The sequence below is a fragment of the Halomonas meridiana genome, assembly GCF_009846525.1.
Classification (GTDB): Bacteria; Pseudomonadota; Gammaproteobacteria; order Pseudomonadales; family Halomonadaceae; genus Vreelandella.
In genome coordinates this window covers 3273722-3297691 of record NZ_CP024621.1, presented here as the reverse complement: position 1 = coordinate 3297691, position 23970 = coordinate 3273722, and the positions used below count along the sequence as shown (strand labels likewise).

General features: G+C 57.6%; 20 protein-coding genes. 14 read left to right on the top strand and 6 right to left on the bottom strand.

Translation table 11 applies throughout. The features are described 5' to 3' along the window. Positions 1-5: 5 nt before the first annotated feature. The 11 genes from ileS to CTT34_RS15625 all read left to right on the top strand — a co-directional run bounded on the left by ileS (position 6) and on the right by CTT34_RS15625 (position 11091). Complete coding sequence (gene ileS / locus CTT34_RS15675; RefSeq protein WP_174788530.1) at positions 6-2879, top strand: isoleucine--tRNA ligase; 2874 nt, start codon at positions 6-8, stop codon at positions 2877-2879. Next, positions 2872-3417, top strand: coding sequence for a signal peptidase II (lspA, locus tag CTT34_RS15670; protein ID WP_159343255.1), 546 nt, complete (start codon positions 2872-2874; stop codon positions 3415-3417). Before ileS ends, lspA begins: the two co-directional genes overlap by 8 nt. A 19-nt stretch (positions 3418-3436) precedes the next feature. Then, positions 3437-3880: an FKBP-type peptidyl-prolyl cis-trans isomerase gene (fkpB, locus tag CTT34_RS15665; protein WP_159343254.1), complete on the top strand. Its 444-nt coding sequence runs from the start codon at positions 3437-3439 to the stop codon at positions 3878-3880. A gap of 36 nt (positions 3881-3916) precedes the next feature. Next, positions 3917-4897: a 4-hydroxy-3-methylbut-2-enyl diphosphate reductase gene (gene ispH / locus CTT34_RS15660; protein ID WP_159343253.1), complete on the top strand. Its 981-nt coding sequence runs from the start codon at positions 3917-3919 to the stop codon at positions 4895-4897. Between the two features lie 138 nt (positions 4898-5035). Then, on the top strand, positions 5036-5437 hold the full coding sequence (locus CTT34_RS15655; RefSeq protein WP_159343252.1) for a type IV pilin protein: 402 nt from the start codon (positions 5036-5038) through the stop codon (positions 5435-5437). Next, positions 5437-5844, top strand: coding sequence for a type IV pilus modification PilV family protein (locus CTT34_RS15650; protein WP_159343251.1), 408 nt, complete (start codon positions 5437-5439; stop codon positions 5842-5844). Before CTT34_RS15655 ends, CTT34_RS15650 begins: the two co-directional genes overlap by 1 nt. 22 nt (positions 5845-5866) lie before the next feature. After that, positions 5867-6340: a PilW family protein gene (locus CTT34_RS15645; protein ID WP_253018208.1), complete on the top strand. Its 474-nt coding sequence runs from the start codon at positions 5867-5869 to the stop codon at positions 6338-6340. Positions 6341-6342: 2 nt separating this feature from the next. Beyond that, a complete protein-coding gene (locus tag CTT34_RS15640; RefSeq protein ID WP_159343250.1) occupies positions 6343-6813 on the top strand; it encodes a pilus assembly PilX family protein in 471 nt (156 codons plus the stop codon). 49 nt (positions 6814-6862) lie between these two features. After that, positions 6863-7885, top strand: coding sequence for a tryptophan--tRNA ligase (locus CTT34_RS15635; RefSeq protein WP_159343249.1), 1023 nt, complete (start codon positions 6863-6865; stop codon positions 7883-7885). A 137-nt stretch (positions 7886-8022) separates the two neighbouring features. After that, positions 8023-9234 (top strand): YeeE/YedE family protein, encoded by a 1212-nt coding sequence (locus CTT34_RS15630; protein WP_159343248.1) that lies wholly within the window; start codon positions 8023-8025, stop codon positions 9232-9234. Positions 9235-9411: 177 nt separating this feature from the next. After that, positions 9412-11091: an NAD-dependent malic enzyme gene (locus tag CTT34_RS15625; protein WP_159343247.1), complete on the top strand. Its 1680-nt coding sequence runs from the start codon at positions 9412-9414 to the stop codon at positions 11089-11091. A gap of 70 nt (positions 11092-11161) precedes the next feature. Here CTT34_RS15625 and acnA read toward each other — a convergent pair whose 3' ends face one another. Further along, positions 11162-13909 (bottom strand): aconitate hydratase AcnA, encoded by a 2748-nt coding sequence (gene acnA, locus CTT34_RS15620; RefSeq protein ID WP_159343246.1) that lies wholly within the window; start codon positions 13907-13909, stop codon positions 11162-11164. Positions 13910-14146: 237 nt separating this feature from the next. Here acnA and trxB point away from each other — a divergent pair, with 237 nt between their 5' ends. Further along, positions 14147-15097 carry a thioredoxin-disulfide reductase gene (trxB, locus tag CTT34_RS15615; RefSeq protein ID WP_159343245.1) on the top strand — a complete coding sequence of 317 codons (951 nt, stop codon included), beginning with the start codon at positions 14147-14149 and terminating at the stop codon, positions 15095-15097. Positions 15098-15128: 31 nt separating this feature from the next. On the opposite strand, the gene CTT34_RS15610 is transcribed toward trxB, so the two are convergent. Continuing rightward, on the bottom strand, positions 15129-15656 hold the full coding sequence (locus CTT34_RS15610) for a GspH/FimT family pseudopilin (protein ID WP_159343244.1): 528 nt from the start codon (positions 15654-15656) through the stop codon (positions 15129-15131). Between the two features lie 26 nt (positions 15657-15682). On the opposite strand from CTT34_RS15610, the gene thiO reads away from it, so the two are divergent. Next, positions 15683-16870 carry a glycine oxidase ThiO gene (gene thiO / locus CTT34_RS15605; RefSeq protein ID WP_366070766.1) on the top strand — a complete coding sequence of 396 codons (1188 nt, stop codon included), beginning with the start codon at positions 15683-15685 and terminating at the stop codon, positions 16868-16870. Positions 16871-16873: 3 nt separating this feature from the next. On the opposite strand, the gene CTT34_RS15600 is transcribed toward thiO, so the two are convergent. Beyond that, the gene (locus CTT34_RS15600; RefSeq protein WP_159343242.1) at positions 16874-17134 is read right to left on the bottom strand and encodes a PP0621 family protein; all 261 of its coding nucleotides are present in this window, start codon (positions 17132-17134) and stop codon (positions 16874-16876) included. A gap of 145 nt (positions 17135-17279) precedes the next feature. Here CTT34_RS15600 and CTT34_RS15595 point away from each other — a divergent pair, with 145 nt between their 5' ends. Continuing rightward, entirely contained in the window at positions 17280-18914 is a 1635-nt protein-coding gene (locus CTT34_RS15595) for an NAD+ synthase (protein WP_159343826.1), read from the top strand. A 20-nt stretch (positions 18915-18934) separates the two neighbouring features. Here CTT34_RS15595 and CTT34_RS15590 read toward each other — a convergent pair whose 3' ends face one another. The 3 genes from CTT34_RS15590 to CTT34_RS15580 form a co-directional block, all read right to left on the bottom strand. Then, entirely contained in the window at positions 18935-21091 is a 2157-nt protein-coding gene (locus CTT34_RS15590; RefSeq protein WP_159343241.1) for a putative bifunctional diguanylate cyclase/phosphodiesterase, read from the bottom strand. Between the two features lie 83 nt (positions 21092-21174). Beyond that, positions 21175-22884, bottom strand: coding sequence for a methyl-accepting chemotaxis protein (locus tag CTT34_RS15585; protein ID WP_159343240.1), 1710 nt, complete (start codon positions 22882-22884; stop codon positions 21175-21177). 239 nt (positions 22885-23123) lie between these two features. Next, a complete protein-coding gene (locus tag CTT34_RS15580; RefSeq protein ID WP_159343239.1) occupies positions 23124-23936 on the bottom strand; it encodes an outer membrane protein assembly factor BamD in 813 nt (270 codons plus the stop codon). Positions 23937-23970: the final 34 nt, after the last annotated feature.

Below are 23970 nucleotides of genomic sequence, written 5' to 3'. Positions count from 1 at the left end.
GGACTATGGACTATAAGCACACGCTAAACCTGCCAGAAACCGACTTTCCCATGCGCGGCATGCTGCCGAAGCAAGAGCCAGGGCGTGTTTCCCAGTGGCAGGATATGAACCTGTACCAGCGCCTGCGCGAAGCCCGTGCGGGTGCGCCGCTGTTTGTACTGCACGATGGCCCTCCCTACGCCAACGGTAGTATCCATATCGGTCACGCCGTTAATAAAATTCTCAAAGATATTATCGTTAAGTCCAAAAACCTAGCGGGCTTTGATGCGCCTTACGTGCCGGGTTGGGACTGCCACGGCCTGCCTATCGAGCACAAGGTCGAGACTACTGAATATCCAATTGATGATGCAGAGGGAAAGATTCATAAGATTTTCGGGAAGAATTTATCTGGGGATCAGGTCAGAGACTTATGCCGAAAGTATGCAACGCGGCAGATCGAAACCCAACTGGTGGACTTTGTGCGCCTGGGTATCATCGGTGACTGGGATCATCCATATCGCTCCATGGATTACGCCAACGAAGCAGGCGAGATCCGCGCTCTGGCGGATATGGTCGAGGCGGGCTACGTCTTTAAAGGCCTGAAGCCAGTTAACTGGTGTTTCGACTGTGGCTCGGCGCTGGCCGAGGCGGAAGTTGAGTACGCCGATAAAAAATCCGATGCCATCGACGTTGCCTTCCCCGTGGAAGACGCCGACAAGCTGGCGGCAGCGTTTGGCTTAAGCGAGCTGTCAAAGCCCGCCGCCGTGGTGATCTGGACCACCACGCCTTGGACCATTCCCGCCAACCAAGCGCTGAACGTTCACCCGGACTTTACCTACGCGCTGGTGGATACCGGCGAGCGCCTGCTGCTGTTGGCCGAAGAGCTGGTCGAGAGCTGCTTAGAGCGCTTTGGTTTACAAGGTGAGGTGGTCGCGACGACCCAAGGCAAACACCTGGATCTGATCAATTTCCGCCACCCGTTCTACGACCGCCTATCGCCGGTTTATCTGGCGGATTACGTGGAGTCTGAGGTGGGCAGTACCGGTATCGTTCACTCTGCTCCGTCTTACGGCATGGATGACTTTGTCACCTGCCGCGAGCACGGCATGAGCTTTGACGACATGTTGAACCCGGTGCAGGGCAACGGCGTTTACGCGGATGACCTGCCGTTCTTCGGCGGTCAGATGATCTGGAAAGCCAATCCGAACATCATCGAGAAGCTGCGTGACGTCAACGCGCTGATGGCACATACGCCTATTAAGCACAGCTACATGCACTGCTGGCGCCACAAAACGCCGGTGATCTACCGCGCCACGGCCCAGTGGTTCGTCGGTATGGATATTCAGGGTAAAGATGGCAAAACCCTGCGCGAGCGGGCGCTGGCCGGTATCGAAGCGACCGAGTTTACTCCGGCCTGGGGGCAAGCGCGCCTGCACAGCATGATTGCCAACCGCCCGGATTGGTGTATCTCTCGCCAGCGTAACTGGGGCGTGCCGATTCCGTTCTTCCTGCATAAGCAAACCGGTGAGCTTCACCCCAACACCGTGTCGCTGATGGAAGAAGCCGCCAAGCGCGTGGAACAAGAGGGCATTGAGGCATGGTTCAAGCTCGAACCTTCCGAGCTGCTTGGTGCGGAAGCTGCGGATTACGATAAAGTCACCGACACGCTGGACGTGTGGTTCGACTCGGGCACCACCCACCGCCACGTGCTGCGTGGCTCGCACCCCCACGGCCATGAAAGCGGCCCGCGAGCTGACTTGTACCTGGAAGGTTCTGATCAGCACCGCGGCTGGTTCCACTCATCGCTGCTCACCGGCGCGGCGATTGATGGCCATGCCCCGTATCGCCAACTGCTGACCCACGGCTTCACGGTGGATGCCCAGGGCCGCAAGATGTCCAAGTCCATCGGTAACGTGGTCGCACCGCAAAGCGTGATGGATAAGCTGGGTGCCGATATTCTGCGCCTGTGGGTAGCGTCTACCGACTACTCCGGTGAAATGGCCGTCTCGGATGAAATCCTCAAGCGCACTGCCGATGTGTACCGCCGTATCCGCAACACCGCGCGCTTCCTGCTTTCCAACCTGAACGGCTTTGATCCTAAGCGGGACCAAGTGGCGTTTGGCGATATGCTGGCGCTGGATCAGTGGGTCGTGGATCGCGCCGCACAGCTTCAAGGCCGCATCGAGACCGCCTACGAGGAGTACCGTTTCCTGGATGTGTACCAGCAGGTACACGGCTTCTGCGCGCGGGAATTGGGCGGCTTCTACCTGGACGTGATCAAGGATCGTCAGTACACCACCCAAACCGACTCGCTGGCCCGCCGCAGCGCGCAAACCGCACTTTATCACGTGGTGGAAGCACTGAGCCGCTGGGTGGCGCCAATTCTGTCGTTCACCGCTGAAGAGATCTTTGAACATATCCCCGGCGAGCGGGGCGATAGCGTGCTGCTGGAGACCTACTACACCGGGCTTTCCACGCTGGAAGAGGGCGCTGATATGGGCCGCGCGTTCTGGGAGCAGGTGCTGGAAGTGAAGCACTCGGTGAACAAATGCCTGGAAGACGCCCGTAACGCCAAAGTAATCAAGGGTAGCTTGGCGGCGGAAGTGACGCTGTTCGTCAATGACGAGCTGCACGCGACGCTGGCGAAGCTCGGTGACGAGCTGCGCTTCGTGATGCTCACCAGCGAAGTGCACCTAGCGCCGCTGGCGGATGCCGCCAATGCCGAAAGCACCGAGCTTGAAGGCTTGAAGGTTGCGGTGAGCGCCAGTGGGCATGCCAAGTGCGAGCGCTGCTGGCACCACCGGGCGGACGTGGGCAGCGTTGCCGAGCACCCCGACCTGTGCGGCCGCTGTGTGAGCAATTTACCCGAAGGCAGCGGTGAGATTCGTTACTATGCCTAACTCTTCTCCTGCTCATAAAGCACCTCAGTGGCCGCCCATGCGGCGGCCACTGCGCTGGTTATGGCTGGCCGTCGCCGTCATCGTGCTAGATCTCGCCACAAAATACTTGGCCAGCCACTATTTAAGTTATGCACAGCCGGTTGAGGTGTTGCCGTTTTTCAACCTCACGCTGCTGCACAACACCGGCGCGGCGTTTAGCTTTTTAGCCGAGCACCCCGGCTGGCAGCGCTGGTTCTTTGCGGCGATTGCTATTGGCGCCAGCATTGGCCTCACCGTTTGGTTATCTCGGGTACGTGCGGATGAGAAGCTACTCGCTATCGCCTTGCCGCTGATTATCGGTGGGGCGCTGGGTAACCTATACGACCGCTTGATTCATGGCTATGTGGTGGATTTTCTCTCCTTCCATGCGGCAGGCTGGTATTACCCTGCCTTTAACGTGGCGGATATCGGCATTACCCTGGGGGCCGTGGGCTTAATTTGGGAGTCGATTATGGGTGAGCGGCGGCGTAAGAAAGCTGCGCAGTCATCATCTTCTTAGTATCAATGAGCGAGGCACCATGGATTACCTAATTGATGAGGGTATGGAAATTACCCTGCACTTCACGCTGAAGTTGGAAGATGGCACGGTCGTCGACTCCACTAAAGAGAAGGCGCCGGCCACGTTTCAGTATGGCGACGGTAACCTGCCGCCGGGGTTTGAGCATCCGATCAAAGGCATGGCAGCGGGCCAGAGCGGGACGTTTCATATCACCCCAGAGCACGCCTTTGGTCAGCACAACCCGCAGAATATTCAGACATTGAAGCGGGCCGACTTTGGTGATGAAGCGCCTGAAATCGGTATGGTGATGTCGTTTGCTGATAAAGCAGGAACGGAATTGCCGGGCGTGGTCAAAACCATTGACGGTGACCGCGTAGAAGTTGACTTCAACCATCCGCTGGCAGGGCGTACATTGACGTTTGAGGTTGAAGTGCTCAACGTCACGCCGATCACCACACACTAATTTCCTGAGCGATGCAGGTTGCATCAAGGCGCTTTTATGCAGTCATCAGAGTCATCTCAGCCCGTGCAGATCAAGCTAGCCAACCCGCGCGGGTTTTGTGCGGGGGTCGACCGCGCGATCGATATCGTCAACCGCGCGCTGGATGTCTTCGGCCCGCCGATTTACGTTCGCCATGAAGTGGTGCACAACCGTTTTGTAGTAGAAACCCTGCGCGAACGCGGCGCGGTCTTCGTGGAAGAGCTCCACGAAGTGCCCGACGATGTGATCGTCATCTTCTCTGCCCACGGCGTTTCCCGTGCCGTGCAGCAAGATGCCGAGCAGCGTGGCCTGAAAGTGTTCGATGCCACCTGCCCGCTGGTCACCAAAGTGCATATGGAAGTGCTTCGCTACGCAAAGCGTGGGCAAGAGTGCATTCTGATTGGCCACGAAGGCCACCCAGAAGTAGAAGGCACCATGGGGCGCTACGACACCTCCCACGGCGGCAAGATTTATTTGGTGGAAGATGAGCAGGACGTTGCCAATCTGGTCGTCAACGACCCCTCGGCGCTGGCATTCGTCACCCAAACCACGCTCTCCATGGATGACACCGCCAAAGTGATCGACGCGTTGCGAGAGAAATTCCCTGAGATTCAGGGGCCACGCAAAGACGATATTTGCTACGCCACTCAAAACCGCCAGGATGCGGTGCGTGAATTGGCAGCAGATAGCGACTTGGTGCTGGTGGTCGGTAGCCCCAACAGCTCGAACTCTAACCGTCTACGTGAGCTTTCGGAACGGATGGGCACCCCCGCTTACTTGATCGATAACGCCGAGCAAATCGAGCCTTCGTGGTTGGAAGGCGTGAAACGCATTGGCGTCACCGCTGGCGCGAGCGCCCCCGAGGTGCTGGTAAAAGGCGTCATCGACCAACTGCAAGCGCTGGGTGCCGAAGCGCCGGTCGAACTGCAAGGACGTGAAGAGACGATTACGTTCTCGATGCCGAAAGAGCTTCGCGAGCGGGTGATCGTCAGCGAGTAATGCTGTTAGACGAGAATGGATGTGCTGAAGCGCTCATCGGTGAAACAGCGTGAGTGAATAGACGTAAGCGAGTGATGCAAAGCGTATCGGTTTCCGACATACTCGAAGTATGGTTTAACCGATACAGGAGCAGACTCGGTGCCTAGCCCTTCATCTCCCCTTGCTGGTGAGCAGGAGACTCACCAGCAAGGTTTTACTCTCATCGAAATGCTAATTGCTGTGGCGATCATCGGGATTGTCGCAGGCATTGCCTACCCTAGCTATACCCGCTACGTAGAACGTTCTCTACGAACCGATGCTCATGCGGGCCTGCTTCAAGCCGCGTCTGAGTTGGAGCGCTGTTACTCCCGTCAATACAGTTATGCCGGTTGTGCCATTACCACAACATCCCCCGATGGTAACTACACCATTTCCGTCGCGGCCGGCGGTGCAAATGACGGCGGTTTCATGCTGACAGCAACCACGTCACAGGCCGATGGTTGCAGTGATGACATTCGATTCAATGCGCGTGGCGAACGCACGCCGGTGGCGTGCTGGTAATGAAGGTGCGTCAGGGAGGGTTCTCTCTGGTAGAAGCGTTAGTGGCGCTGGTCGTTCTGTCGCTAGGAGTACTCAGCGTGGCAGCGATGCAGTTCAAAGCCATGCAGAGCGTTCGCAGTGGCTATCAACAGTCGCTTGCTTCCGTGGCCGCTTTGGATGCGCAAGAGCGTGTTTGGGCTGCTATTGCCCACGTGGAAGGGTGTCAGAGCGTACCGGTTGCCTCGATTGAAAGCGCTTGGCGTGACGCATGGTTTTTGGATGAAGAGGCACCGCTGAAACGCAGTGTTGATCCGGCGCAGAGTGCGATTGGCCGGTCCGGTTGCCAGTTCGATGTCACGGTCAAGATCGATGTCCCTGACGATGAGAACGGTATCAGGCTGGAGTATCGGTTTTTACTGCCGCTTTAAATGTGTCAAAGGGAGTTGTTCGATGCCAGTGGAAAGGCAGCTTGGTTTCACGCTAACCGAAGTGATGGTCGCGATGGCCATTGGACTGGTCATCGTATTAGGCGCTGGGCATCTCTTTCTGGGGACGCTGCAAACCCACCGCCATGTCGATATGCTTAGCCGTCAGCAAGAGGCATTGATTTTTGCGGTCACCACGATGACGGAAACGCTGCGTCAGCATGGCGCCTACGATGCGTCGGGGCAGGCGTTTTATCATTTACGCTGCCGCCAAGTAGAAGAAGCATGCCGCTGCACGCTTCAAGACATGTCGCGTGCTCAGCCAATGGTCAATTTCATGATTCCATCGATTCACAGTTGTGAGCGCGATGTGCCAGTGGGGCGCCAAGCGGCGGATGGTGTCGACAGTCTCGTTACCTTGCCACTAGGCCCTGGTGGGAGAGATCTGAGTTTCCATGTCGCTCACCGTGCTGTGCTATTTCCGTCCTCGGATGACTGATCATGGGGACCGAAGTGAATAAACAGCAAGGCGCAGCGTTGGTTATCGTGATGGTGCTGTTAGCCAGCGCCTTGGTCATGGCGCTGATAGGCATGCAGGCGGCGTTGGTGGATGAGCGCTTGGCAGGCAACTTTCGAGCGTCGATCCAAGCCCAGATGCGTGCTGAAACGGCGGCTTCGGAAGCGCTGGTCGGGTGGGATGAGCTCGATTGGCAGGGCGCACCCGTGTTAGAGACGCCTAAAGCGACGCGTTTTGATGACGTCGGCACGTACTCGAACGCATCTGTCTCTCACCGTTGTCCCCATCAAAGCTGCTTTTACATGCCGATCATCTACCATGGTGAACGTTGGGTCATGGCTTTGGGAGCCACCTTTGATGGGAATGGCGCGTTGATTGCGCAAAGCTTGCCGCTGCTAGTGGCCCGAAAAGCGAGTGGCGACGCCGTTGCAGAAGAAGCGGTAGTTTGGCAATAGGCGTACAATAGCGTATCGTTTTTGACCTTTATTCAGTTGGATCCAGATCATGAGTCAGACAGCCAAAACCCGTGTGCTGACCGGGATTACCACGACCGGAACGCCGCACCTTGGTAACTACGTGGGCGCCATCAAGCCCGCTATCGAAGCAAGCCAAGATCCGAATGTGCAGTCGTTCTACTTTCTTGCTGACTACCACGCGCTGATCAAGTGCCAAGACCCCAAGCGTGTGCAAGCTTCTCGTTTGGAGATCGCGGCAACGTGGCTGGCACTTGGCCTGGATACCGACAATGCCATCTTCTACCGTCAGTCGGATATTCATGAGATCCCCGAGCTGATGTGGATGCTCTCCTGCGTATGCGCAAAAGGGTTGATGAATCGGGCTCACGCTTATAAAGCCGCCGTCGCCGAGAATGAAGAAGCCGGCGACCAGGATCCCGATAAAGGCATCACCATGGGGCTGTTTGGCTACCCGGTGCTGATGGCTGCCGACATACTGATGTTCAACGCCAATAAAGTACCCGTGGGTCGTGATCAGATTCAGCATATCGAAATGGCACGGGACATCGCTGGCCGCTTCAATCATCTGTTCAAAGGCCAGTACTTCACACCGCCTGAAGCGGTAGTGAGTGAAAAGGGCGAAGTGCTCAAAGGCTTGGATGGCCGCAAGATGTCCAAGAGCTATAACAACACGATTCCGCTGTTTGTAAGCGACAAAAAGCTGCAAAAGCTAGTGAGAAAAATTAAAACCAACTCGCTCGAGCCAGGGGAGCCGAAAGATCCCGACACCTGTACGCTGTTTCAAATTTTCTCAGCGTTCGCGAGCGACTCAGAAGCGGCGGCCATGCGTCAGCAATACGCTGAAGGCATCGGTTGGGGCGAGGCGAAGGATCGCGTATTTGAATATCTTAATGCCCACCTGAGTGCTCCTCGTGAACGCTATAACACGCTGATGGAAGACCCCGGCCATATCGAAGCCGTGCTCCAGAAAGGAGCCGAACGTGCCAGAGAGGAGGCAGCGACCACCATGGACCGTTTACGCTCTGCGGTAGGTCTGGGGCGGTTTGTGTAATATTCGTTAAAAGCATAAGAACTGCTAAATAAAGCATTTTCAGCATTCTACATCCGACGTTAGGCTTATAACTATTGTCCAAATTAGCCAAGCGCCTCGCTATTGCAGGCGCTTTTGGCGTGACTAATAGGTGAACTATGGCAACAACCTCAACAGTGGCACCGATCAACTATCGTGTGCCTCTACTAGCGACGGCGGCCATTGTGCTGAGTTCGCTCATCATTGGCGTGCTGTTCAGCGCCAACATCGGCTTGCTGATGATCGTGGGCGGCTTGCTGGGCATGGTGCTTTATCATGCGGCGTTTGGCTTTACGGCGGCGTGGCGGGTCTTTATCACCGAACGCCGTGGGCGCGGGCTGCGGGCGCAAATGGTGATGCTGGCGATTGCGGTGGTGCTGTTCTTCCCGGCGCTAGGGGCGGGCAGTTTGTTTGGTACTGAAGTGCGCGGTTTCGTTTCTCCCATCGGTATTTCTGTGCTGGTGGGCGCGTTTATCTTCGGGGTAGGCATGCAGCTAGGCGGTGGCTGTGCGTCGGGTACGCTGTTTACGGCGGGCGGCGGCAATGCTCGCATGCTGATTACGCTGGTGTTCTTTATTGTGGGTTCGGTCATTGGCACCGCACACTTTACTTGGTGGCAAAGCCTGCCTGCTTTCCAGCCGGTATCGCTAGTCAATGTGGCGGGTGTGGGTGGAGGTATCGGCATTAGCTTGGTGCTGTTTGCCGCGATTGCTGCGTTTACGGTGATTATGGAGAAGCGCCGCCATGGCCATTTAGAGCAGGCTCCGATGGTGGATAAACCGGGCACCGAGCGCTGGTTGTCGGGCCCATGGCCGCTGGTAGCCGGTGCGGTGGCGTTGGCGCTGCTGAACTTTGCCACGCTGGCATTGGCAGGCCGCCCGTGGGGAATCACCTCGGCGTTTGCGCTGTGGGGTGCCAAAAGCTTTGAACTGGTAGGTGGCGATGTGAGCCAGTGGGGCTACTGGCAAGCGCCTGGCAACGCCGCCGCGCTGGAAGCCAGCGTGTGGAGCGACATTACTACAGTGATGAACGTCGGCATTATGCTTGGCGCCCTGGCCGCCGCGAGCTTGGCAGGACGTTTTGCGCCTAACTTTCGCATTCCATTGAAATCGGTATTGGCAGCGGTGATCGGTGGCATCATGCTAGGTTATGGCGCCCGCTTGGCCTTTGGTTGTAACATCGGCGCTTACTTTAGCGGTATTGCCTCTGGCAGCCTGCACGGCTGGGTGTGGATGGTGGCGGCGTTCGCTGGCAACATGGCGGGCGTTAAGCTGCGGCCGTTCTTCTTTGATGGGGAAGCGGGGCGTCGACCCGTTGCCAAAAGCTGTTAGAAGACTCACGTTAGTGGCTTCCAGAAAACGTCTCGGCAATGCCGAGGCGTTTTTTTTATGCCCTTTATTTATGTCACTTCCACCTTTGTCGTACTAGCATGTTACATTACGCTCAAACGCCGCCAACGCCCAGCGTTGCTGCATTGCAACAGCAATTGACATAAAAAGAGAGTGCCTATGTCTACGATGAGTAAACGCCCTTTATACATTCCTTACGCCGGTCCTTCTTTGCTTGAAATGCCGCTATTGAACAAAGGCAGCGCGTTTACTCAAGAGGAGCGGCTGGCGTTTAACTTGATAGGGTTACTACCCCAAAAAGTCGAAACCATCGAAGACCAGCTAGAGCGGGTGTACCGTCAGTACCAGCAGTGCCACAGCGATCTCGAGCGCCATATTCATCTACGCGCCATTCAAGACGATAACGAAACGCTCTATTTCCGTCTCGTCTCTGAGCATCTGGAAGAGATGCTGCCGATTATCTATACGCCCACAGTAGGTCAAGCGTGCCAGGAGTTTTCTAATATTTACCGCAACCACCGGGGGCTGTTCATTAGCTACCCGGATCGCGAGCACATGGACGACATCCTGCGCAGTGCTACCAAAGATAACGTCAAAGTGATCGTTGTTACCGATGGCGAGCGTATTTTGGGCCTGGGGGATCAGGGCATTGGTGGCATGGGCATTCCGATTGGGAAGCTCGCGCTTTATACGGCCTGTGGCGGTATCAGTCCAGCCTATACGCTGCCCATCATGATCGATGTAGGCACCAATAATCAGGCGTTGCTGGACGATCCGATGTACATGGGCTGGCGTCATGAGCGGGTGAGCCAGGAGGAGTACGATGCCTTCATGGCGGAGTTCATTTGTGCCGTGAAGCGTCGCTGGCCGAACGTGCTGCTACAGTTTGAGGACTTTGCTCAGGCCAATGCCGTGCCGCTGTTGGAGCGCTACCGTAACGAGCTGTGCTGCTTCAACGATGACGTGCAAGGGACGGCCTCGGTCGTGGTGGGCACGCTCATGGCCGCTTGCCAAGCCCGCGAGGAGACGATTGCCCAACAGCGTGTGGTGTTCGTCGGAGGCGGTTCTGCTGGGTGTGGTATTGCCGAGCAGGTCGTCGTGGCCATGGAGGCCGAGGGGCTGACCGAAGCGGAAGCGCGTGCGCGCATCTTCATCGTCGACCGTGAAGGTCTAATGACCACGGATCAAGCGTGGCAACGTGACTTTCAGCGCCGTTTGGCCCATGACCCTGCCTTGGTTGCTGAGTGGAACGGCCAAGGGTTGGAAGAGACCATCGCGCAGATCAAACCCACCATTCTGATTGGCGTGTGCGGCCAACGCGGTATCTTTACCGAACAAGTCGTTCGCACCATGCATGCAGGCTGCGAGCATCCGGTGATCATGCCGCTCTCCAACCCGACCTCGCAGGCTGAAGCGGTGCCAGAAGACGTGATTCGCTGGACCGATGGCCAAGCGTTGGTGGCTACCGGTAGCCCGTTCGCACCGGTGGTGTACAACGGCCGTACCTACCCGATTGCCCAGTGCAACAACGCCTATATCTTCCCCGGTATTGGGCTGGGTGTGATTGCGGCAAATGCCAACCGCGTCACCGATGAGATGCTGATGAGTGCCTCTCGGGCGCTGGCGCGTGAAGCGCCGCTGGTGAAAGAGGGCAAAGGTGCGCTCTTGCCGCCACTGTCGCGAATTCGTGATATCAGCAAATCGATTGCTTTTGAGGTGGCAGCGCAAGCGCAGCAAAACGGCGTTGCGTTGAAAACCAGCGGCACCGTGCTGCGTGAGCGTATCGAGTCTGCCTGCTGGTCGCCTGAATACCGTTTCTACCGTCGTCGCGCTTTCTAAGGGCGCGTCACGTAGGCAAAAAAAGCCCCCACCGAGGTGGGGGCGATGCAAGCATTGGTAGGTCGTACCTTTAGGCTGCGCCGATCATCTTGCGCAGCACGTAGTGAAGGATACCACCGTGGCGGTAGTACGCCAGCTCATTGACGGTATCAATTCGGCACTTGGCATCAACGGTACGTTCGCCGTCGCTATTTTTGATCACGACTTGCACGGTACCTCCAGGACTCAAATCGCTCAAACCGGCAATCGAGATCTCTTCATCCCCAGTTAACCCCAGACTTTCACGGCTTTCGCCTTCCGGAAATTGCAGCGGTACCACGCCCATTCCGATCAGGTTAGAACGGTGGATGCGCTCGAAGGATTCGGCAATCACCGCGCGTACGCCTAGCAAGCGCGTGCCTTTGGCGGCCCAATCCCGCGAGGAGCCGGTGCCATACTCTTTACCCGCAATCACCACCAGCGGCGTGCCTTCCTCTTTGTATTTCATGGCGGCATCGTAGATGGCCATCTGCTCGCCGCTCGGTACGTGGCGTGTTTCGCCGCCAACCACGCCGTCGAGCATTTCGTTTTTGATGCGCACGTTGGCGAAGGTGCCACGCATCATCACTTCATGATTGCCTCGGCGCGAACCGTAAGAGTTGAAGTCGACCGGCTTCACGCCGTGCTCTTGCAGGTAGCGACCAGCAGGGCTATCGGGTTTGATGGAGCCCGCAGGCGAGATGTGGTCGGTAGTGACAGAGTCGCCGAGCATTGCCAGGACGCGCGCATTTTTCACGTCCTCGATGGCGTCTGGCTCCCGCTGCATGCCTTCAAAGAAGGGCGGGTGTTGAATATAGGTCGACTCCGGCCACTCGTAAACTTTGCCCTCTGGCACTTTGATGGCTTTCCACGTCTCATCGCCTTCGAAGACGGCTCCGTACTCCTTACGGAACATCTCGGTATTCACCTTCTCGACGGCGCTGGCGATATCTGCCTGCGAAGGCCAGATGTCTTTCAGGTACACCGGATTGCCGTCGCTGTCCTGGCCGAGCGGGTCGGTGGTCAAGTTGCACTGCACGTTACCCGCCAGTGCATAGGCAACGACCAAGGGCGGTGATGCCAACCAGTTGGTTTTGACCAGCGGGTGCACACGGCCCTCAAAGTTACGGTTGCCCGACAGCACCGATGCCACGGTAAGGTCGCCATTATTGATGGCTTTTTCGATCTCTTCCGGCAAGGGGCCAGAGTTACCGATACAGGTGGTGCAGCCGTAGCCTACGAGGTTGAAGCCCAGTGCATCCAGGTCATCATCGAGATTGGCCGCGGCGAGATAGTCAGTGACGACTTTGGAGCCAGGCGCCAGCGATGTTTTCACCCAGGGCTTGGTGCTCAAGCCTTTCTCACGGGCGTTACGCGCCAGCAAGCCAGCTGCCATCATTACGCTGGGGTTCGAGGTGTTGGTGCACGATGTAATCGCTGCGATCACCACCGCGCCGGGGTCGAGACTGAAGTCCTGCTCACCCATCGTGACGGTTTGGCTGTCACTGTGTTTGAAGTCATGCTCGTAGCTGCGGTCGATGCCGACGGCGGTTTGGCCGCCTTCGGAGGCCAGCTTGCCCTTTTCGGTGCTGGGCAGCGCTTTACCATCCTCTTCCATGACTTTGCTAAAGGCGCTGGCCATGTCTTTGAGGGCCACACGATCTTGCGGGCGTTTGGGGCCTGCCAAGCTGGCTTCTACATCGTTCATGTCCAGGCTGAGCGTGTCCGTGAAGATGGGCTCGTCACCCGGCTCGCGCCACAGTCCTTGGGCCTTGCTGTACGCTTCGACCAGCGCGATCTGGCTATCTTCACGGCCAGTCAGGCGCAGATAGTTGAGCGTTTCGTCATCCACAGGGAAGAAGCCGCAGGTGGCGCCGTATTCTGGGGCCATGTTGGCGATGGTGGCCCGATCCGCCAGGGGCAGGTATTTCAGTCCGTCGCCATAAAATTCGACGAACTTGCCGACCACGCCTTTCTTACGCAGCATTTCGGTCACAGTAAGCACGAGGTCGGTGGCGGTAATGCCTTCCCGCAGCTTGCCGGTGAGTTTGAAACCAATCACTTCGGGAATCAGCATGGAGACCGGTTGGCCCAGCATGGCGGCTTCTGCTTCGATGCCGCCCACGCCCCAGCCCAGCACACCCAAGCCGTTGATCATGGTGGTATGAGAGTCAGTACCTACCAGGGTATCGGGGTAGGCAACGGTGTTGCCATCTTCCTCTTTGGTCCATACCGTGCGGCCCAGGTACTCCAGGTTTACCTGGTGACAGATACCGGTGCCGGGCGGCACGACGCTGAAGTTGTCGAACGCTTTCTGGCCCCAGCGCAGGAACTCGTAACGCTCGCCGTTGCGCTGCATTTCGATATCGACGTTTTCTTGGAACGCCGCTGGGTTGCCAAACTTATCGACCATGACCGAGTGGTCGATCACCAAGTCCACTGGAGAAAGGGGGTTGATGCGGGCGGGGTCTTCGCCCAGCTTTTCTACCGCCGCGCGCATGGAGGCGAGATCCACGACGCCGGGCACACCGGTAAAGTCCTGCATCAACACGCGGGCAGGGCGGTAGCCAATTTCACGGCTGGATTTGCCCTCTTGTTGCCAGTCGACCAGCGCCTGCATGTCTGCTTGCTCGACGCTCTCATCATCTGCAAAACGCAGCTGGTTTTCGAGCAGGATTTTGAGTGTTTTGGGCAGCCGGTCAATGTTGCCTAGCGTCTCAGCCGCCTTGGGCAGGCTGTAGTAATGATACTCTTGGCTTCCTGCCGTTAAGGTATGAAGCGTATTGGGTATCTTGCTCATTCCATTCTCCTCTGATTGCTTGGCGTTGCGCGACGGTCACTGCTTGTCTGGGTATGGCGGTCTCATCGTAGGATGTAACAGTATGGCTTATTAATAACACATGGGTGTATCACCCTCGCCTTTCAAGCCATCTTCGCCTAATAGCATAGGCTAACCCTTGTAATAGCTTGTACTTGACGCCATTTCAGGCAGACTCTCTTGCAACGTTATCTGCTCAATTGTGACTAAGGTGGTGTCATGGAAACGCGTCATGAACGTTTGATTATTCTTGGGTCCGGCCCGGCTGGCTATACGGCCGCCGTGTATGCCGCTCGGGCCAACCTCAACCCCCTGCTCATTACCGGTATGCAGGCTGGTGGCCAATTGACCACCACGACCGACGTGGATAACTGGCCGGGCGATGCCGAAGGCGTCCAGGGTCCTGAGCTAATGGAGCGCATGAAGCAGCACGCCGAGCGTTTCAATACCGAGGTGCTGTTCGATCATATCAATGAAGTCAGCTTAGCGGAAAAGCCCTATACCCTGAAAGGCGACAGCGGCACCTATACCTGTGACGCGCTGATCATCGCCACCGGTGCCAGCGCGCGCTACTTGGGGCTACCCACCGAACAGCAGTTCATGGGCCAGGGCGTGTCGGCCTGTGCGACTTGCGATGGGTTTTTCTACCGTAACCAAGAGGTCGTGGTCGTTGGCGGGGGTAACACCGCAGTGGAAGAGGCGCTCTACTTGTCTAACATCGCGTCCAAGGTCACGCTGGTTCATCGTCGTGATACTTTGCGCGCGGAAAAAATCCTGCAGGACAAGCTCTTCGAGAAAGCCGAGGCGGGTAAAATTGCCCTGGAGTGGTTCTACGAAGTCGAGGAAGTGCTGGGGGATAACACCGGCGTGACCGGCGTGCGTGTGAAGTCTACCCAGGATGGCAGTACGAAAGAAATACACGCGCCGGGGCTGTTCATTGCCATTGGCCATAGCCCCAATACGGGCATCTTCGAAGGGCAGTTGGAGATGAACGGTGGCTATATCAAGGTGCAATCGGGCAGTGAAGGCAATGCCACGGCCACGAGCGTGCCGGGCGTGTTTGCCTGCGGCGACGTGATGGATCATATCTATCGCCAAGCGATCACCTCGGCAGGCAGCGGCTGTATGGCAGCGCTGGATGCCGAGCGTTACCTGGACGGTATTGCTTGAGTCATCGCCTCCGTGGGCCCCTGTCGGCGGTTTAGCAGCCGACAGGGGCGCTATCCACGCGTAATCTACCTAACTGGCTCAGTACTAGCCGCTTGCCCTCTTCGCGCGTGGCGCATATGTCGAAGCTGCCGTTGTAGCCACTGGTGTGGCCTAGCACGTTATAGCGAATGCGCTGCCATCCGCGGCTGTAGGTCGTGTAGGCCGCTGCCTGCCCTGGAAAGACGCGTAGAATCTCATCAGATCGAATACCGTCTTCCGTATCGCCTTTCACGACAATTAACGCGTCGCCCCACGCACTGGCGCATGCCGTGAGATTGGGGCTGGCTGGACAAACGGTCACTTTCGTTCGCTGCGAGATGGCCGTATGCCGGGCAAATGCAAACGCTGCGCGCAAGCGGCTCACTTCACTGTTGAGAATGCTTTGGTGGCCAAGTGCCTGAACGCTTGGCGTCAGCCACGCTATCATGGCGGTCATCAACAGCATCGCTACCAACATCTCGATGAGGGTAAAGCCCCGCTGATGAAGCGGGCGTGTCCTGTGCGTGTCATCGGGCTGCATCGCTTGACCCCCTGTCGGCGAGCGCTATGCTCGTTGCGCTGGTTAACGTAGCGTTGGTGCTGTTTATCCTAGGGAGCGCAAAGCGCTTTTTATGTAAGCCAAAACGGACAAATGTTGTGAGCAATCTCTTAATTTTAGGGGGTGGCGTGATCGGGATGATGACGGCACTTCAACTAGCCGACGCGGGTCAGCAAGTCACGCTGATAGAGCGTGGGACATGCGGAAAAGAGGCGTCCTGGGCCGGTGGCGGAATCGTTTCGCCGCTCTACCCATGGCGCTATGGCGAACCCGTGTCTCAGCTTTCGCGCTGGTCCGAAGGGGTATACCCCACGCTGGCCCTGCGCCTGTTGGAAGAGACCGGCATCGACCCGGAGTACCGCCAAAAGGGCTTGCTCTACTTGAACGTGGACGATGACGAGGCGGCCTTGCATTGGGCCCGACAGCTAGGCAAGCCGCTGGAACGAGTCGATGCCGAATTCGTTCGCCATAAAGAGCCTGAAGCTGCCGCTCCGCAGGGCAGTGCGCTCTGGATGCCCACCCTCGGCAGCGTGCGTAATCCGCGCTTGGGCCAAGCGCTACGCGCGCGCCTGGCCGCCATGCCCAACGTGACGCTGATGGAGCACTGCAGCGTACAAGGCATGATTCAGCGCCAAGGCCGTGTGGTGGGCGTCGCAACGAGTCGTGGAGAGCAGTGGGCAGAGCAGTTCATCGTCTGTGGTGGGGCCTGGACGGCCCAGCTATTGGAGGAGGTGAACGTGCGCCTACCGGTTCGGCCAGTCAAAGGTCAGATGATCGCTTATCAAGCGCCGCCAGGGCTGGTTCAGCGTGTGGTACTCAAAGATGGCCGCTACGTGATTCCACGCAGCGATGGGCTACTGCTCGTGGGGTCGACGTTGGAAGAGGCGGGCTTCGATACGACCACCGATGAAGAGGCGTTGGCATCGCTCAAGCGCAGTGCGGAGAACATAATCCCCGCGTTAGCCAACTACCCCGTCGCGCACCATTGGGCGGGATTGCGTCCCGGTTCACCGGCGGGCATTCCGTTTATCGGCGCGCTGCCCGACCATCCGAACGTGTTCGTCAATGCCGGGCACTACCGTAATGGGTTGGTGCTGGCGCCCGCGTCGACCCATCTTCTGGTCGATCTAGTGCTAGGGCGCAAGCCGCTGATGGACCCGACGCCTTATCGGCTAACGGCCGAGCGTTTAGCGTGACGATTAACGTTGGCTGTCTTCCTGCTCCTGCAGGAAACGATCACGGTGGGCGATACAGCAGAACCACTGCTCTGCGTCGCGCAGCGCCTCGCTCTCCGGTACGTGAACATCACACCAGCGGCAGCGCACCATTCGGCCACCCTCATGGCGTGGTGGCGTTTGTTGCTGGTGAGCCAGCTTACGTTGGCGGTACATCCCGTAAAGCTTCAGGCCTGCGTAAAACAGCGCGGCGAAAATAATCAGCCGAATGATCAATAGGTTCATCCTCAATGGCTCCCCATGTGGGAAAGGGCGGTGACATCGCATTCGTGGCCGCTTGGCCTTTGCCACTGGGCACGCCTTGCGGGACAATGCAGCAACGAGGTAGATGCCACCGTATTCCGAAGATTCTCAAGAGATTTTGACGCCCATGCAAGACTTAACGCTGGTAATGGCCCAACTCGACCCTCTGGTAGGAGATATTCCCGGCAATGCCGCGCGTGCCATTGAAGCGGTGCGTGAAGCGAGGATCGAGCATGGGGCGGATATTGTTGTCTTCCCTGAGCTTTTTTTATCCGGTTACCCGCCGGAAGATCTGCTGCTGCGCCCTTCCATGGAAACTCGTCTGCGGGAAGCGCGGGCAAAAATGGCGGAAAAGATCTCCCGCGATGTGCTGGTGATCATTGGCTATCCCGGCGTCCGTGAAGGCAAGTGCTACAACTTGGCGGGGGTGCTGTACAACGGCCAATGGGAAGCGGAATACGCCAAGCAAGCGCTGCCCAACTACCAAGTGTTCGACGAACAGCGTTACTTCACCCCGGGCACCGAACCGCTGGTATACGAGCACAAAGGAGCCAAGCTGGGCCTGCTGATTTGCGAAGACCTGTGGGAAGGCGCGCCGGTGAAGGCCGCTCGCGAGGCGGGTGCTGAAGTGCTGATCAGTTTGAACGCGTCACCCTATCATCAGGACAAGCCCGCCGAGCGTCTGCGTCTGTTGGAACGGCGCGCCCAAGACGTGCAGCGTCCTATCGTTTACGTCAATACCATTGGCGGTCAGGACGAGCTGGTGTTCGACGGGGGATCGAGCTGTGTCGATGCCAGTGGCCAACTCAAGGTGCTGGCGCCCTACTGGCAGGCAGGGCTGATGCCCATTCAGTTGCTACAAACCAGCGCGGATGCCTGGGAGCCTCAAGCCGGGGAGATTGAGCCCGACGTTGAGCCGGAAGAGAGTCTCTACTGTGCGCTGGTGACCGGCCTACGTGACTACGTCAACAAGAGCGGTTTCAAAGGCGTGGTGCTGGGACTGTCTGGCGGCATCGATTCCGCGCTCTCGCTGGCCATTGCAGTGGATGCGCTAGGGCCGCAGCGGGTGCAAGCCGTCATGATGCCTTACCACTACACGGCGGGTATCTCCAAACAGGATGCCGCCGAGCAGGCGAACCTGCTGGGCGTGCACTATGACGTCTTGCCCATCGAGCCGATGGTGGAAGCGTTCATGGGGACCCTAGCTGAGAGCTTTGCCGGTACCGAGCGCGACACGACCGAGGAAAACCTGCAATCGCGCTGCCGTGGTGTGCTGTTAATGGCCATTTCCAATAAGAAAGGCCTGATGGTACTGACCACCGGTAACAAGAGCGAAATGGCCGTGGGTTACGCCACCCTATATGGCGATATGGTAGGCGGCTACAACGCCATCAAGGATGTGTATAAAACCTGGGTATACCGCTTGGCCCGCTGGCGCAATACGCAGTCTCCGGCGATTCCCGAGCGGGTGATTGAGCGTGCGCCTAGTGCGGAACTCGCCCCTGACCAGCAGGATAGCGACTCACTCCCTGACTACGATGTACTGGATGCCATTCTGGTTCGCTACATTGAGGGAGATATGAGCGCCGAGGCGATCATTGCCGCCGGCTTCGAGGAAGAGGATGTCTACAAGGTCGTCAAGCTGGTGGATCGCTGTGAATACAAGCGCCGCCAGGCGCCGGTGGGCGTGCGGGTCACGCCCCGTGGTTTCGGGCGTGACCGTCGCTACCCCATCGTGAACGGCTGGCAGCCTGGGGACTAAGGGCTCAAGCGCGCACTGGCTTAAGTCAGTACCGGAGGAGGGGCCAGACAGTGTTTGGCCATCTCTTCCGCGGCTACTGGCTTGCAGAAGTAGTAACCCTGGTAAGCGTGGCACTGGTGTTCGTTCAAGTAGCGCCAGTGCTCCATGGTTTCTACCCCCTCGGCAATCACGTTCAGTCCCAGCGAATGCCCCATGGCAATGATCGTTTCGACGATGGCCATGTCATCTTCGTCCTGATGAAGATCACGCACGAAGGATTGATCGATTTTGATCTGATCCAACGGCAGGCGCTTCAGATACTGTAGCGATGAGTATCCAGTGCCAAAATCGTCCATCGCGAAACTGATCCCCAGCGCCTTCAGCTGATGCATACGGGCGATCGTATCTTCTACTTTGCCAATCACGGTACTCTCAGTTAGCTCAAGCTTCAGCTTGTGCGGCGAAGCGCCGCTAAGTTCCAGGGCGTTGGCCACCTCTTCAACGAAGTTCGGCTGTTGGAACTGTTTGGCGCTGACGTTAACGGCCAGGACCAAGTCCTTGGTGTGTGCCGCCGTTTCCCACATGACGAGCTGTTCGCAGGCAGCGTGCAGTACCCAGGTGCCAATAGGCACGATGAGTCCAGTCTCCTCGGCCAGCGGAATGAAGGTGCCTGGCGAGACGAAACCTCGGGTAGCGTGCTGCCAACGGATGAGCGCTTCCGCGCCGATGGCTCGCCCTTGGCTGTCCACCTGCATTTGATACACCAGTACGAACTCTTCCCGCTCGATGGCGAGACGCAGATCCCGCTCGAGCTCGGTGCGCGTTTCCAGCTGTGCTTGCACCGCCGGGTCATAAAAGCGGATCGTATTTTGACCATCGCGCTTGGCAAGGTGAACCGCTGAGTTGGCGTACTGGAAAAGCTGGTCGACGCTGTCATCGACACCTTTGAACAAGACGAGCCCCTGGCTGACATTGAGATACTGGTAATGCCCATCCAAGCAGTAAGACTGGGTCAGCGCGTGATTGATCTGCTGCGCCAAGAACTCGGCTTTCTCAGCGGCCTTCAGCTTGTCGGCATCCAAGCCGTCTACGATCAGCACGAATTCATCGCCGCTCAGGCGGCCGATGGTGCAGCCCTGTTGCTCCAACGTTTTTAGCCGCGAGGCCATCTGCTTGAGCAGGTCGTCACCCGCCCGATGGCCGATGCCGTCGTTGATGCGCTTGAATTCGTCCACATCCACGTACACCAGCGCCCCGTAGGTATTGGTTTGGCTATTGGTTTCCAACGAGTGCTGCAAGTGCTCTTTCATCAACCGCCAGTTAGGTAGATCGGTGAGCGTGTCGTAGTACGCCAGTTGATGGACCTGGCGCTCCGCTTCGCGACGCTGCTGTTCGGTATCGCGAAAAGATAGCAGCGAAAGCGCAATGCGCTGAAGCGGGCCGCTGTGCTGTTTGCTTAGGCGTTCGACGGCCTGCATGTCGGGCAGGGCTTGGTGGTTGTCGGATAGGGCTAGAATCGCGTCGCCCACCGTGACGAGCCGCTGATTGATGCGCCACGCGGCCAAAAAGGCGGCACTGATCAGCAGGGCAAAGAGTCCCAGACCGAGCCATAGCGTGGAGTTGCGCGATTGGATGAGGTCGGTGTACGACTCCCGGTGACGATCACTGGCACGCTGGGTCAGCGCCTCGAAAATCTGCTGAGAAAAGAGGCTGAAGGTCGAGAAGTGGCGCTGGGCTTCTTGCAGGTAATACCCTGGGTCTCCCTGGTTCAGGGTAGCCGCTTCGTTCGCCATGCTGACAAACCGGCGATATTCACGAAAGGCGCGCTGTAAGGTGTCGGCGCTCTCCTGACTCAGGTCGAAGATCAGCGGCGAGGCGGCCAACTGATCGATGCTGTCACCAATGCGCGATAGCTCTTGGTTGATTAGGCCGTATTCGGAGTAACGCTGCATGGCGCCCAGATCGGTCGCTTCCGCGCGGCTAAACACTTCACTCATGCGTTGATGAAGATCGCCCAGTTGACGATCGAACGTCGCCATCTGCACAAGGGTATCCAGGTCGTTGGACTGAAGCTGGTAGCTCTGCAGCGACTGCTCTTTGATCGTATAGGTGGCTAGCCCCAATAGCAGTGCCACGGGAAGTACGACCATCAGAATGGGGAGCAAAAACACCATGAACAGGCTTTGCGAAGGTTTCATAGTAACCTCAAGGGAAAGCAGTGGACCGTGGCGCATCACGCCACGGCCTCTCTAAATAATTAACGGCAGGTCAGGCGTTTTATTTAGAAGCTTTCCCACTCAGGTTCCGCAGAAGCGCTGGAGTTGGCTGCAGGCAGCGCCGGCGCTTTCTGGGGCGCGGAGGAGGACGGTGGGGTGGTTTGGCTCACGCGACGTGGCGTGCTCGACGCCGTCGACGGCAGTTTGAATGCGCCCATGGCATGCAGCAGCTGGTGGGCATTTTGACGCAAGTTGTTGGCGGCAGTCGCACTTTCGTGTACCAACGATGCGTTTTGTTGCGTGACCTGATCCATTTCGGTGACCGCTTGGCCCACTTCCTGAACGCCAGCGCTCTGTTCGGCGCTGGCATTGCTGATCTCTTGCATGATGGTGGTCACACGCTGGATGGCTTCGACGATCTCTTCGGTGGATTTGCTGGCTTCTTCCGCCCGCTCGTTACCATGGTTGACGCGCTCGAGATTGCTGCTGATGAGGTTGTTGATTTCCCGTGCAGCATCGGCACTGCGCTGGGCCAGCTTACGCACCTCTTCGGCAACGACGGCAAACCCGCGGCCATGCTCGCCTGCTCGGGCTGCCTCGACCGAGGCGTTCAAGGCCAAGATGTTGGTTTGGAAGGCGATTGAATCAATGGTCGAAATGATGCCAGCGATCTCTTGAGAGCTTTTATTGAGATCATTCATGGTGGCGACGACCTGATGCACCGCTTCACCGCCCCGGGTGGCCGTTGTCGAAGCGCTGGCGGCTTCTTGGCTGGCCTGTTCGGAGTTATCGGCGTTCTGCTTCACCGTGCTGTTGAGCTCCTCCATGGCGGAGGCCGTTTCGGCCAGGGCGCTGGCCTGCTCCTCAGTGCGAGAGGCAAGATCGTTGTTGCCTTCCGCAATCTGCTCGCTGTTGGAGGCGACGGCCTCCGCCGAGGCGCGCACTTGCGCCACGATGTCTTGGAGGTGCTTCGCCATCTCGACCTGCGACGCCATGATGCTGCGGGTATCGCCTTTCTTAAGCCGTCCTTTGGTGGCGAGTTCGCCACGACCGATGGCTTGAGCAAAGGCTTTCACCTCAAAGGGTTCGGCACCCAGTTCCCGCAATAGCTGACGCGACAGGAAGACGGCAATCAGGCCACCGATCAGTAGAGCAAATAGCGTTAAACCAAGCATTTGCATCTGAAAGCCAGAAGCGGTCGCTCGGGCATCAGCAGTGGTGGCGTTGTTAATCTGTTCTTGGAGGTCGATGAACTGATTGATGCGGCTCAACCACTCGCTGTAAGCCGGGCCAGCCTGTTCTAGCATGATCGTTTGAGCGCGCGTGTATTCGTCGATATCACGAGCGGCAATGACTTGTTGGGAGAGGTTCACTGCGGTCGCAAACTGCTCGTCAATACGGCCTAAAATCTCGCGCTCCTGCTCAGAAGAGGATGTCTGCTGGCCGAGCGTTTGCATCTCACGGCGCGCAGTTTCATAGGTCTCAAGCAAGCGAGTCATTTCACGGCTCAAAGGCTCTAAATTGCCGTCGCCTGAGGTAATGACAATATCGCGTAATACAATAGCGCGGTCGTGAACGCTACCACGCATGCTGACGGCCAAACGCTGTTTGGCACCGTTAACATCGTTAATTTCACGTAGGCCACGGTCAATTTGATTGACCTGTAACACCCCCGCAACGGTAAGCAGCACCAGCAGTGCCAGCAAGATAGAGAAGCCAACCGTAAGGCGGGTACTTATTTTCGTTCCAGAGAGTCGTTTCATCAGGGAGGTCATTCAGTGAAGCTCCTTAGGCGCCGTGCAGGCGCTTTATTATGTTCGGCAGAAGGATAATAGCGTTCGGCAAAAATTTTGTACAATATATGTATGATTATTTTTGTTTTTGAGCTTTGTTAAGTTTTTGTTAAATAAGTTTTTATTGGGCATAAACAAAAAAACCACGCCGTAGCGTGGTTTATAGAATGAATTTACTGTACAGCTTAAACGTTATAGCCACCAGCGGCCTGATTCAACGCTCAATCGCTGTTGCCATGCTTTGGTGTGAAGCGACCACCTTGTAACTGCTCGTGATCCGGTGCGTTTTCCCGCAGCACAGCGAGGACTTCACTGGCACGGTCATCCATGCCCAGCCCCTGGTAGCCTTCGACCATCGTCGCCAGCGCATCGCGAGTCGCGTTGGATTCCGGATAGTTCTCGATCACCCAGCGACCCCGCTCGACGGCGGCCAGGAAGGCGCCGCGACGCAGGTAGTAATCGGCTACGTGCAACTCATGGCGCGCCAAGAGCTCGCGCAGGTAGACGATGCGCTGCTGGGCATCCGGGGCGTACTGGCTCTGCGGGAAGCGCTGAATCAGTTCGCGGAAGTCGTTGTAAGCATCGCGCGATGCCCCTAGATCACGCTTGGAGATGTCGATCAGGCGCAGGCGCTCGAGGCTGAAACGTCCCGCCTGCCAGGCAGAAAGTCCGCGCAGGTAATAAGCGTAATCCACCTGGGGATGATCCGGATGTAAGCGGATGAAGCGGCTAGCGGCAGCGCGCGCCTCTTCCCAGTTGCTGTTTTCGTAATAGGCATAAATCAGTTCGAGCTGGGCCTGCTCGGCGTGAGGACCGAACGGGTAGCGGGTATCCAGCGCTTCAAGGCGCTCGATAGCAATCGGAAAACGGTTGCTATCGAGCGCGGTGCGTGCCAGCTCGTACAGCTCGCGCTCCTGGACACCCGCAAACTCGTCTTCCTCTTCCGGGGTCGTGTCGTTGCTGGCGCAGCCTGCGAGAAGGGCAAGGCTCAAGGCTAGGGCGCCAAAGCGGTGGGCAGCGGAAAAAACGCGCATCATCATCCTCGTTGCAAACAAGCCTCAATCACCG

Coding starts and splice junctions, on each gene's coding strand:
- ileS (WP_174788530.1), top strand. CDS start 6: ATGGACTATAAGCACACGCTAAACCTGCCAGAAACCGACTTTCCCATG.
- lspA (WP_159343255.1), top strand. CDS start 2,872: ATGCCTAACTCTTCTCCTGCTCATAAAGCACCTCAGTGGCCGCCCATG.
- fkpB (WP_159343254.1), top strand. CDS start 3,437: ATGGATTACCTAATTGATGAGGGTATGGAAATTACCCTGCACTTCACG.
- ispH (WP_159343253.1), top strand. CDS start 3,917: ATGCAGTCATCAGAGTCATCTCAGCCCGTGCAGATCAAGCTAGCCAAC.
- CTT34_RS15650 (WP_159343251.1), top strand. CDS start 5,437: ATGAAGGTGCGTCAGGGAGGGTTCTCTCTGGTAGAAGCGTTAGTGGCG.
- CTT34_RS15645 (WP_253018208.1), top strand. CDS start 5,867: ATGCCAGTGGAAAGGCAGCTTGGTTTCACGCTAACCGAAGTGATGGTC.
- CTT34_RS15640 (WP_159343250.1), top strand. CDS start 6,343: ATGGGGACCGAAGTGAATAAACAGCAAGGCGCAGCGTTGGTTATCGTG.
- CTT34_RS15635 (WP_159343249.1), top strand. CDS start 6,863: ATGAGTCAGACAGCCAAAACCCGTGTGCTGACCGGGATTACCACGACC.
- CTT34_RS15630 (WP_159343248.1), top strand. CDS start 8,023: ATGGCAACAACCTCAACAGTGGCACCGATCAACTATCGTGTGCCTCTA.
- CTT34_RS15625 (WP_159343247.1), top strand. CDS start 9,412: ATGTCTACGATGAGTAAACGCCCTTTATACATTCCTTACGCCGGTCCT.
- acnA (WP_159343246.1), bottom strand. CDS start 13,909: ATGAGCAAGATACCCAATACGCTTCATACCTTAACGGCAGGAAGCCAA.
- trxB (WP_159343245.1), top strand. CDS start 14,147: ATGGAAACGCGTCATGAACGTTTGATTATTCTTGGGTCCGGCCCGGCT.
- CTT34_RS15610 (WP_159343244.1), bottom strand. CDS start 15,656: ATGCAGCCCGATGACACGCACAGGACACGCCCGCTTCATCAGCGGGGC.
- thiO (WP_366070766.1), top strand. CDS start 15,683: ATGCTCGTTGCGCTGGTTAACGTAGCGTTGGTGCTGTTTATCCTAGGG.
- CTT34_RS15600 (WP_159343242.1), bottom strand. CDS start 17,134: ATGAACCTATTGATCATTCGGCTGATTATTTTCGCCGCGCTGTTTTAC.
- CTT34_RS15595 (WP_159343826.1), top strand. CDS start 17,280: ATGCAAGACTTAACGCTGGTAATGGCCCAACTCGACCCTCTGGTAGGA.
- CTT34_RS15590 (WP_159343241.1), bottom strand. CDS start 21,091: ATGAAACCTTCGCAAAGCCTGTTCATGGTGTTTTTGCTCCCCATTCTG.
- CTT34_RS15585 (WP_159343240.1), bottom strand. CDS start 22,884: ATGACCTCCCTGATGAAACGACTCTCTGGAACGAAAATAAGTACCCGC.
- CTT34_RS15580 (WP_159343239.1), bottom strand. CDS start 23,936: ATGCGCGTTTTTTCCGCTGCCCACCGCTTTGGCGCCCTAGCCTTGAGC.